Source organism: Pectobacterium actinidiae, from assembly GCF_000803315.1.
Lineage (GTDB): Bacteria > Pseudomonadota > Gammaproteobacteria > Enterobacterales > Enterobacteriaceae > Pectobacterium > Pectobacterium actinidiae.
On record NZ_JRMH01000001.1, the window covers coordinates 1301468 to 1312535 of the forward strand.

The 11068-nt window shown below is 48.6% G+C and carries 10 protein-coding genes; 7 read left to right on the forward strand and 3 right to left on the reverse strand.

Translation table 11 applies throughout. The features are described 5' to 3' along the window. Nucleotides 1–140 precede the first annotated feature (140 nt). The 4 genes from udk (at nt 141) to dcuC (ending at nt 4986) form a co-directional block, all read left to right on the forward strand. Nucleotides 141–782 carry a uridine kinase gene (udk, locus tag KKH3_RS05490; RefSeq protein WP_010281304.1) on the forward strand — a complete coding sequence of 214 codons (642 nt, stop codon included), beginning with the start codon at nt 141–143 and terminating at the stop codon, nt 780–782. Between the two features lie 107 nt (nt 783–889). Continuing rightward, on the forward strand, nt 890–1471 hold the full coding sequence (gene dcd / locus KKH3_RS05495) for a dCTP deaminase (protein WP_005974037.1): 582 nt from the start codon (nt 890–892) through the stop codon (nt 1469–1471). Nucleotides 1472–1533: 62 nt separating this feature from the next. Further along, entirely contained in the window at nt 1534–3369 is a 1836-nt protein-coding gene (gene asmA, locus KKH3_RS05500; protein WP_039356678.1) for an outer membrane assembly protein AsmA, read from the forward strand. A 264-nt stretch (nt 3370–3633) separates the two neighbouring features. Next, nucleotides 3634–4986: an anaerobic C4-dicarboxylate transporter DcuC gene (gene dcuC, locus KKH3_RS05505; RefSeq protein ID WP_039356682.1), complete on the forward strand. Its 1353-nt coding sequence runs from the start codon at nt 3634–3636 to the stop codon at nt 4984–4986. Between the two features lie 43 nt (nt 4987–5029). On the opposite strand, the gene hepT is transcribed toward dcuC, so the two are convergent. The 3 genes from hepT to KKH3_RS05520 form a co-directional block, all read right to left on the reverse strand. After that, a complete protein-coding gene (gene hepT / locus KKH3_RS05510; RefSeq protein WP_039356685.1) occupies nt 5030–5449 on the reverse strand; it encodes a type VII toxin-antitoxin system HepT family RNase toxin in 420 nt (139 codons plus the stop codon). Beyond that, on the reverse strand, nt 5446–5829 hold the full coding sequence (gene mntA, locus KKH3_RS05515) for a type VII toxin-antitoxin system MntA family adenylyltransferase antitoxin (protein ID WP_039356688.1): 384 nt from the start codon (nt 5827–5829) through the stop codon (nt 5446–5448). The genes hepT and mntA overlap by 4 nt, the downstream gene beginning before the upstream one ends. A gap of 113 nt (nt 5830–5942) precedes the next feature. Continuing rightward, nucleotides 5943–7529 carry a TerC family protein gene (locus KKH3_RS05520; RefSeq protein WP_039356691.1) on the reverse strand — a complete coding sequence of 529 codons (1587 nt, stop codon included), beginning with the start codon at nt 7527–7529 and terminating at the stop codon, nt 5943–5945. Nucleotides 7530–8261: 732 nt separating this feature from the next. Between KKH3_RS05520 and wecA the strand changes: the two genes are divergently transcribed. The 3 genes from wecA (at nt 8262) to KKH3_RS05535 (ending at nt 11056) form a co-directional block, all read left to right on the forward strand. Beyond that, nucleotides 8262–9359, forward strand: a complete 1098-nt coding sequence (gene wecA, locus KKH3_RS05525) for a UDP-N-acetylglucosamine--undecaprenyl-phosphate N-acetylglucosaminephosphotransferase (RefSeq protein ID WP_052201294.1) — start codon at nt 8262–8264, stop codon at nt 9357–9359. A gap of 117 nt (nt 9360–9476) precedes the next feature. Beyond that, the gene (locus KKH3_RS05530; protein ID WP_039356693.1) at nt 9477–10613 is read left to right on the forward strand and encodes a polysaccharide export protein; all 1137 of its coding nucleotides are present in this window, start codon (nt 9477–9479) and stop codon (nt 10611–10613) included. An 8-nt stretch (nt 10614–10621) separates the two neighbouring features. Beyond that, a complete protein-coding gene (locus KKH3_RS05535; RefSeq protein WP_039356695.1) occupies nt 10622–11056 on the forward strand; it encodes an arsenate reductase/protein-tyrosine-phosphatase family protein in 435 nt (144 codons plus the stop codon). Nucleotides 11057–11068 lie beyond the last annotated feature (12 nt).

An 11068-nucleotide genomic window follows, 5' to 3' on the forward strand; every position in this document is an offset into this window, starting at 1 on the left:
ACGCCAGCATGCAATTTCCCTAGAGCGCAATACGCGGAAAGGGTGGCGTGAAGGGGGGTAACTCCCTATAATTGCCGCGTCAAAGCGCCCGTTGGCGCATTCCCCTCTCTTTTATTTATATTAATCAGGTCGTTAATACCATGACTGATCAGTCTCACCAGTGCGTCATCATCGGGATCTCAGGAGCATCCGCTTCGGGTAAAAGTCTTATTTCCAGCACCTTGTATCGAGAATTACGCGATCAGGTTGGTGATCAGCATATCGGGGTGATATCGGAAGACAGTTATTATAAAGATCAAAGCCACCTGACGATGGAAGAGCGGGTAAAAACTAACTATGACCACCCGAGTTCGATGGATCATAGTCTGCTACTTAAACATTTGCAGATGCTGAAAGCGGGTCAGGCGATCGAAGTCCCTCAGTACAGCTACGTCGAGCACACTCGCAAGCAGGAAACCGTGCATATCGAGCTGAAAAAGGTCATTATTCTGGAAGGTATCCTGCTGCTGACGGATGCGCGCCTGCGCAGTGAGATGAATTTCTCGATTTTTGTCGATACACCGCTGGATATTTGTCTGCTGCGCCGTATGCGTCGCGACGTTAATGAGCGTGGGCGTTCAATGGATTCCGTGATGGAGCAGTATCAGAAGACCGTGCGCCCGATGTTCCTGCAATTTATTGAACCCTCTAAGCAGTATGCCGACATTATTGTGCCGCGCGGCGGGAAAAACCGTATTGCGATTGATATTTTGAAAGCCAAGATAAGCCAGTTTTTTGAATAGTCGCTACCCTAAATAATCCACGTGGCATCACTAACGTGCAGGCAACGTGAAGCATGACAGGTAGAGAAGGTTTATCTGTTAGAGACCGGCGTCGAATGGAGAATAAGATGAGACTGTGTGACCGTGACATTGAAGCCTGGCTGGATGATGGCCGACTGGTGATTACACCCCGTCCGCCTACTGAGAGGATCAGTGGCGCGACCGTTGATGTTCGTTTGGGAAATCAGTTTCGCGTCTTCCGTGGACACACTGCGGCCTTCATTGACTTGAGTGGCCCGAAAGATGAAGTCAGCGCTGCGCTGGATCGCGTCATGAGTGATGAAATCAATTTGCCTGAAGGCGAGGCGTTTTTCCTGCACCCGGGAGAGTTAGCGCTGGCAGTGACGTTTGAATCCGTTACGCTACCGGATAACTTGGTTGGCTGGCTGGATGGTCGTTCTTCGCTAGCCCGTCTGGGATTGATGGTTCACGTCACCGCACACCGTATTGATCCAGGTTGGCAAGGAAGAATTGTGCTGGAGTTCTATAATTCAGGTAAGTTGCCGTTGGCGTTACGCCCCGGCATGATGATTGGCGCTCTGAGTTTTGAACCGCTTTCCGGGCCGGCTGCTCGTCCTTACAACCGCCGTCAGGATGCCAAATATAAAGATCAACAGGGTGCGGTAGCGAGCCGGATCGATAAAGACTAAGCGTCTGGCGACAGGCCTGTAGGTAAAAAGCAGGTGGCCGTGCGTTTCGCAATGAGGATGGCATGAGAAGATTTCTGACGACGCTGGCAATTCTGCTTGTAGTGCTGGTGGCAGGAATGACGACTTTGGTCGTACTGGTTAATCCCAATGACTTCCGCGCCTACATGGTGAAGCAGGTTGAGGAACGTAGCGGCTATCGCCTTCAATTGGATGGCGATCTGCGCTGGCATGTGTGGCCGCAACTGAGCATATTATCTGGCGGGATGTCGTTAAGCGCGCCGGGATCCAGCGCGCCGATTGTCAGCGCAGAGAACATGCGTCTTGATGTGCAACTCTGGCCGCTTCTGTCGCACAAGCTTGCAGTCAAGCAGGTGATGCTGAAAGGTGCCATTATTCGCCTGACGCCGGAAAGTGAAGCCAAACAGGCCAACAATGCGCCTATTGCCCCGGCGGGATCGCAGGCTCCATCTGAAGAACGGCACTGGCGGCTGGATATTGATAAGATAAAAGTTGCCGATAGCCTGCTGATTCTGCAACGCAGCAATAATGAACAGATTAACGTGCGCGACATTAATCTGGCGATGGAACAGAACAGCGACCGTCAGGTCAACATCGAATTATCCAGCCGTATCAATCGCGATCAGCGCGACATTGCCTTCTCCCTTGCCGCAGATGTCGATTTGCTGCATTTCCCTCAGCAGGTTAATGCCAATATCACTAAACTGGATTACCAGCTTCAGGGAGCAGGAATACCGGCAAACGGTATCAGTGGAACGGGGAGTGTTCAGGCAAGTTACCAACAGCAGCCTGAAAAAGTCACGTTTAGCCAGCTTTCACTTAATACCAATAATAGCCAACTGTCAGGGGCCGGTAGCGTAATGCTGGGGGATATCCCACATTACGAATTGGACCTGTTGTCTGAGAAGCTGGATTTGGATTCCCTGTTGGGGATCGCGTCGGTGAAAGAGAACAATGTCGCTGTCGTGTCAGCGAAATCATCAGCCCCCGTTATCTCAAATGAAAGTGGGGCAAGCAAACCAGAAGATAGCTTACAGCAATTCACGGCGCGTCTGTCATTACGTGCCGCAACGCTGGTCTATCGTGGGCTCGATGTCCGCCAATTTACGCTACGGGCAGACAACCAGCCGGGGCTGCTGGATGTTACGGCCTTGAGCGGTGAACTAGGCGGTGGACATGTCTCATTGCCTGGTAAAGTCGTGACGAATTCATCAACCAACATCACGTTACGGCCGGAGCTCAAGGATGTTGAACTGTCGCAACTGATGACGGCGTTTGCGCTACCCGCCGAGACGGTGAGTGGTAAATTGTCGATGGTGGGGCAATTTAGCGGAAATAGTATTGCGCTACCTGCGTTGCTCCAGCAGTGGCAGGGGACGGCGACGTTGCAAGGCAATAACGTTCGTCTACAGGGTTTGAATATCCAGCAAATGGTGCAGATGGCCGTGGCGCGTAGCAACGGAAATGTACGAGGACAAGAACGTTACGAGCGTTATACCGAACTGCAACAGCTGACTGGGAAAGTACAACTCAATGCGGGTAAGTTGCGCCTTACCGATCTCAATGGCCGCTCAGAGCTGCTGTCGCTAACGGGTGCTGGCCAATTCGATTTGCCAGCTCAAACGTGTGACGTCAACTTGAATGTCTCTATCACGCAAGGGTGGCAGGGGGATGAGCAACTGGTCAGCGTGTTGAAAAACACGGCGATCCCGTTACGCATCTATGGCGAATGGGATAAATTGAATTACCAATTACAGGTGGATCAATTACTGCGTAAACGCTTGCAGAACGAGCTGAAAAAACGCCTGAATGACTGGGCCAGTCAAAATCAGCAAAGCCAGAAGGGTAAGGATCTGAAGCAACTCCTCGATCGTCTTTAATGTTCTGACATGCTGCGCTTTTAGCCGGTTTGATGGTTCCTGTCAGCAAACCGGCAGCTTCTCGCTAACGTTTTCCCTTAGTTTGTTATCCTCTTCTCGACTGGCTATGTGCCCGGTGTCTCTTTTTTAACGCTACAGGTTAATATTTTTCTCTTTTTTTATTTTCTAAAGCAGTAAACTTCGCTCCCTGCTTTCGGTGCGGCGCTATTCCGTTGCCGGGGAATGTCTGTCAGATAATTTATTACTCAGGTATCGAAACCCACTATGCTCGAACTTTTGATTGGTGTTGCTGTAACGATTTTAGTTGGTCGTTACATTATAAAAGGATACTCCGCGACTGGCGTGTTGCTGGTGGGAGGCCTCTTACTTTTGGCAATCAGTGCCATGCTGGGGAAAAATGTATTGCCAGCCAGCGCAAAGGCGACAGGCTGGAGCGCGACGGATATTGTTGAATACGTAAAAATTTTGCTGATGAGTCGCGGTGGCGATCTCGGCATGATGATTATGGTGCTGTGTGGATTTGCCGCTTATATGACGCACATCGGTGCCAATGATGTCGTCGTGAAGCTGGTTTCCCGTCCGCTGAAAATGATTAACTCACCTTACTTGCTGATGATCGCGGCCTATTTTGTCGCCTGCCTGATGTCGTTGGCGGTGTCATCGGCCACGGGACTCGGTGTGCTGTTGATGGCAACACTGTTCCCCGTCATGGTGAACGTCGGTATTAGTCGCGGTGCGGCTGCTGCAATCTGTGCCTCCCCGGTTGCGCTAATCCTGTCGCCGACCTCGGGCGACGTGGTACTTGCTGCACAGGCATCACAGATGAAGTTAGTAGATTTTGCCTTTAAGGCCACATTGCCTATTTCCATCATGGCGATCGTGTGTATGGCCGTCGCGCATTTCTTCTGGCAGCGCTATCTGGATAACAAAGCGAATGTCAGCCATGAGATTCTGGATGTCAGCGAAATCAAGACGGATGCCCCGCGTTTTTACGCTATTCTGCCGTTTACGCCGATCATGGGGGTGCTGGTGTTTGATGGCAAATGGGGGCCAGAGCTGCATATCATCACCGTACTGGTTATCTGTATGGTGCTGGCCGCGGCGCTGGAATTTGTCCGTTCGTTCAGTGCGCAAAAAGTGTTTGATGGGTTGGATGTGGCTTACCGTGGGATGGCCGATGCTTTTTCTAGCGTCGTAATCCTGTTGGTCGCAGCGGGTGTCTTTGCCCAGGGGCTGGGCACTATTGGCTTTATCAGCGGCCTGATTGGCCTTGCGCAATCATTTGGCAGCGGCGGACTGGTGATTATGCTCGTGTTGGTCGCGATCACGATGTTGGCTGCGATGACCACGGGCTCGGGCAATGCGCCGTTCTATGCGTTTGTTGAGCTGATTCCAAAGCTGGCGTCACAAATGGGGATCAACCCTGCCTATCTAGCCATTCCGATGCTTCAGGCTTCCAATTTGGGTCGTACGATTTCCCCTGTTTCCGGCGTAGTGGTTGCCGTTGCCGGGATGGCGAAAATATCGCCGTTCGAGGTGGTGAAGCGCACATCGGTTCCTGTTCTGGTTGGGCTGATTGTGGTGGTGGTTGCCACTGAAATTATGGTGCCTGCCTGATAGCAGAAATTAGGTAAACAGCAGCACCTTTAAGCTATCTGCTCTAAAGGTGCTGGTTGTCGCTGTACCGTGCTATTTGTTTGATAAAATGTTCAAAGTCGCTTAAACGATGAGAAATGACGTGGATGACAATATCCAGATTGAGCGCCTGATAGTCATGCATGGCAATATTTCTTAATCCCACCATTTTTTGCAAATTATCAGACAGATCAATCGTAATAATCTGGTTTGCAGCAAGAAGCGCGAAGCTATCGCGGCTACTTTGTGGTATGCCTAGCTGCTTGATACGGATAAGATAATTAGCGATATCAATAGCGGCTTCGCAGGCACGCTGTATGTTAAGTATGACGGAATCTTGCTTGGTGAAGTTTTGACGAAATCCTTCCTCAGTATCGAATTCTTCACGAATACGACGTAGGCATCTTTGTATGGTGGTGCTTTTGTTGAGCAAGATATCTATCATGCTTTTAGATCCTGATTAAAGCTACGAATGATATCCGCGCGCTCTATTTGCAGATGCTGGTACATCGAAAGTGTTGTCATTTCAAATTCCCCCGCTGCTGTTTCCGCATCATAAAGCAGCTTGCCGTTACGAACGATCTCCATTTTTAATACCGTTGAAGCCTGCAATAAATCGATAAGATCGACGTCATGACCCACTTCCTTTGCTAATTGATTAGATAGCTCCCAGCGTTCAACGGGATCCAGTGCTCTTGTAGCCATGATGGCGATATCAATGTCGCTGTCCGCTCTGGCATTGCCTGTAGCTTGGGAACCAAAGAGATAAATAATTTTGATGTCGGGCATCTGTTTTTTCAGTGTCAAAACGATCTTATCGAACATGTGATAGCCCCCATTCCTACGATTCTCTTATTGTCTGATAGGATTGCTCGAACATCAATGTATTGCCCGTTAGGGGAGGGGAACAGATAAGTCATCCCCCAGCCCCTATTTCATCACACTTCAAAATCAGTCTGTGGTTCGTCGTTCGGTGTGATACGAACTTCCACGATACGATGACTTTCTACTGCCAGAATAGTGAACTGATAGCCATCGATTGATAGTGTATCGCCCACCTGTGGAACTCGCTGCGCGTGCTCCATCAATAGCCCTGCCAATGTGTAGTATTCGCGCTTTTCATCCAGCGTCAGCGGAACATACATCGTCAAGTCTTCCAGTGGGATGTAGCCATTTACGATCCAACTGCCGTCGTCATTCTGCTGAATACTGTGGCGCGCATCGCGATCTTCTCCTTCGCGCGGCAGATTGCCAGCAATGGTTTCCATCACGTCGCTTAATGTCACTATCCCTTCCATCGAACCGAATTCATCAACGACAAAAGCAAAGTGCGTTCGCGCTTCTCTAAACTGTTCCAAAGCCTGTAAAAGTGAAAGCTGTTCAGGGAAGACCAGCGGCTGACGAATCAGAATGCGGGGATTGAACGGCTCGCGGTTTAGCTGCTGCTGTAGTAAATCGGCAACATGCACGATACCCAACGGTTCGTCGGAGGTATCGCTGTCGGTTACCACCAGTCGGGAATGCTGGTTGGTCGTTAACAGTTTAGCGAGCGCATCCTGCGTAATATTCAGCTCAACGGCGTCGATGTCATGCCGCGACGTCATAATGCTGCTGATGGTTCGCTGCGCCAGTCCTAATACTCGCTTTATCATCCGGCGTTCCTGAATATTGAAGACTTCCTGACCTGCCCGGGTGTTATCTGCAATCATTGATGAAGTTTGATTGTCCAGTTCAGCTTCTTCATGGTTACCGCGCAAGATACGCAGAACCACTTCCGCGGTGCGCTGGCGCAGTGGAACCGAGGATGAAAGAAAGCGTCGGCGGTTGAACAGGGAAACCTGATTCAACATCTCAATCATCACTGAGAAACCTATCGCTGCATAGAGATAGCCTTTGGGAATGTGATAACCAAACGCATCTGCCACCAGACTGAAACCAATCATCAGTAGGAAGCTGAGACACAGGATAACGATGGTCGGGTGTTCAGCGACAAAGCGGGTGAGCGGCTTGCTGGCTAGCAGCATCAGGAAGATAGCGATGGTCACGGCGGACATCATGACCAGCAGATGATCGGTCATACCGACGGCGGTAATCACGGAGTCCAGTGAGAATATGGCATCCAGTACCACGATCTGTGCAACTACTGGCCAGAAACGTGCGCCTTTACGTTGAGCTTGCTGCTCTTCATCTTTTCCTTCGAGACGTTCGTTGAGTTCCATGGTGGCTTTAAAGAGTAGGAATAGCCCACCAATCAGCATGATGACATCGCGAGCGCTGAACATATGCCCAAGGAACGTGAAGAGTGGGGTAGTCAAAGAGACTAGCCACGAAATGGACGTCAGCAGCCCCAGACGCATAATCAGGGCAAGTAACAGACCGACGACTCTGGCTTTATCACGTTGTTCTTTTGGTAGTTTCTCAGCCAGAATGGCAATGAAGATAAGATTATCAATGCCCAGAACCAGTTCCAGGACAACCAGCGTGGTCAACCCGGCCCATATTGTTGGATCAGCGATCCACTCCATATCTCTTTTTTCACCTTTGAATGAACATAACCCCGATAGCGTATCAGGGCATGCACAGATGAACCAGAATTTGCAGGGATATTCTTTAGCGTACGATATTGTGTGCAGAAATCATGACGTATTTTTGTACTTTTTTTATGTACAGCATGTCAGATTAAGGTCAATTAATGTTAAAAAATCCTATTATCGCCCTTAAACAAAATTTTATGCTTTATGGCAGTGATACAAGCCGTAACATTTGATCATGCTATGTATACGAGCATAGAATAACGCGTCGCTGCTAATCTCCACATATCATGTGGTTTTATATCTTAGGCCGTGATTTTTATGACTGAGATAGACTGGCTTTATTCTTTTAGTCGGTTTTTTATACTTATGGAGGTTTTGCCACAATGGATGTTCATAGTCTTATTCCTAAAAACCCCTCCCTAAACATCTTGTTCTTGTGCTCCCACTTGAGTGGTCAATACTATGTTAGTTCTTTGGGCTGAGTCAGAACCCTCACACTGAGGTGAGGATGTAGTTTGCCTAATGTACCTGTTGTCATGAGTGTATCGGGTTGACGGTATACTCTGTCAGCACAATAAAAATCATAATAAATACGTAACTTAACGCTTTAAAATTTAAACCACAGGACAGGTGCCGTACTTTGATAGTGCGTTGGTAGCTACAAGCCAAGGGCGGTAGCGTGCCTGATGCATAAACATACAACGGTTAATGATGGTGTAAAAAATGCAAGAATTCATAGTGATCTTCCTAAGCGCTTTTGTCGCACTTTTCTTAGCAAGAAAGGCGGCAATTCGTGTTGGTTTAGTCGATAAACCGAATGTACGTAAAAAGCACCAAGGGCATATTCCGCTTGTTGGCGGGGTATCTATCTATCTCGCGCTATGGGTTTTGTATGTACTGCAACCAGAATGGTTACCTGATTTCTCTCTGTATATGATTTGTGCCACCGCACTTCTGGTGGTCGGTGTACTGGATGATCGTTTTGATCTTCCTGTATTACCTCGTGTGGGATTACAAGCCGCTGTAGCTGGGTTAATGATGTATGCAGGGTTGTACCTGGAGACATTAGGACGCGTTCTCTTCGGGTATGAACTTTTCCTCGGTATCTTTGGCTATACTGTGACATTGTTTGCGGTATGGGGAGCTATCAATGCCTTCAATATGGTTGACGGTATTGATGGCTTACTGGGGGCGTTATCCTGCGTGACGTTTGGCGCGCTTGCTATTGTGTTCTACCTTGGTGGTCATCATGAATTAGCACTATGGAGTGCTTGTTTGTTGGCCGCAACATTGCCTTATATCCTCCTTAATTTAGGCATATTGTGGGGGCGGAAATTCAAGGTATTCATGGGTGACGCAGGCAGTACGCTGATCGGCTTTACGGTGATATGGCTACTGATGTTGGCGACACAGGGTGAAAATGCGGTTATTCGTCCGGTTACTGCACTTTGGTTTATCGCCATTCCACTTATGGATATGGTGACGATTATGGTTCGCCGTATTCGGCGTGGTGACAGTCCTTTTAAGCCCGATCGAGAACATTTACACCATATATTAATGCGTGCAGGACTGACGCCACATCAGGCACTGGTCGTTATTCTTCTTGCGGCGATGCTATTTTCTGCTATAGGCATTTTAGGTGAGCGTATTGGCGTCGCTGAGTCTATTATGTTTAGTGTATTCCTCATGGCTTTTTGTGGTTATTTCTGGATGATCAGTCGGATATGGCGTGTGCTGACATGGTTTCGTAGAACAACCCGAGACCCGCACTCCGGTGTAACGAGCGTCGATAAAAATGGTACTACACCACTAAAACGGTAAATAGCTAGTGTTTTATAACGTAGACCATGAGTTAATTTAATAATTTATTCTCTATAATGATGGGCTGTTTTGTAGGGATTTGCGCAATATTCAATCAAGAGCGATGGCATAGATAGGATGATAAAGCACAAACTAAAATTGATGCCCTTGATGGTGTCGGTAGCGCTACTCAGTGGTTGTACCTTAGTTCCTGGTTCCCACCTTTCTACTAGCGGTAAAAATGTAGTCGAGCAGCAAGATGCGGATTTCAATATCAATAAGCTAGTCAATGTTTACCCGCTAACGCCTTATTTAGTCGAAAAAATGCGACCTAAACCTTTGATAGCACAACCTAACCCTGCCTTAGAGAAAGAATTGCAGGGCTATGAATATCGCATTGGTGTTGGTGATGTCATCATGGTGACGGTGTGGGATCACCCAGAACTGACGACCCCAGCAGGAACATACCGCGCTGCGGCAGATACTGGTAACTGGGTACATTCCGATGGTACGATTTTTTATCCATACATAGGTAAGGTTAGTGTTGCGGGTAAAACTGTCACTGAAGTACGCGATCAAATTATGGGACGCTTAGCGCAATATATAGAGTCGCCACAAGTTGATGTCAGTATTGCCGCTTTCCGCTCACAGAAAGCCTATGTGACGGGTGAAGTGGCAACGTCTGGGCAACAGCCAATCACCAACGTACCCCTGACGGTGCTTGATGCGATCAACAAAGCGGGTGGGCTAACGGAAAATGCCGACTGGCGTAATATTGTGTTGACCCACAATGGCAAAGAACAACGCCTCTCTCTTCAGGCGCTGATGCAAAACGGCGATCTTTCACAAAACCAACTGCTTTACCCCGGCGATATCCTCTACATTCCACGTAATGACGATCTTAAAGTCTTTGTTATGGGGGAAGTCAAAAAACAAAGCACCCTCAAAATGGACCGCAGTGGTATGACGCTGACGGAAGCGCTGGGTAATGCAGAAGGGATGGATCAAACCTTCTCTGATGCTACAGGGATCTTTGTAATCCGCTCATTACGTGGCACGCAAGGCCCGAAACTGGCAGACATCTACCAACTTAATGCCAAAGATGCCACGGCGATGGTGATGGGAACAGAATTCCAGCTACAACCGTATGACATTGTTTACGTCACTACCGCGCCGATTGTTCGTTGGAACCGCGTTATCGGCCAACTGGTGCCGACCATTTCCGGTTTTAATGAGTTAACCGAAGGGACGTTGCGTGTTCGTAACTGGCCGTAGAGATCATTATGTTTGATTCAATTTTGGTGGTGTGTGTGGGCAATATCTGCCGTTCTCCAACCGGAGAACGGTTGTTAAAACGGGCTTTGCCAGCGAAAAAAATAGCTTCCGCTGGGTTAGGTGCTTTGGTAGGAAAGCCTGCCGATGGAATGGCAACTGAGGTGGCAAGTGATCACCACCTTTCTCTCGAAGGGCATGAGGCACAGCAGTTAACTTCTGCTTTATGCCGCCAGTACGATCTGATTCTGGTGATGGAGAAAGGGCATATTGATGGGGTGAGCCGTATCGCGCCAGAGGTGCGAGGTAAGACTATGCTATTTGGCCACTGGTTGAATCAGCAAGAAATTGCTGACCCTTATCGTAAAAGCCGTGAAGCATTTGAATTCGTTTACTCACAACTTGAGCAGTCTGCGCAAAAATGGGCGCAGGCATTAAATCGTTAATCGTCAGAGAAT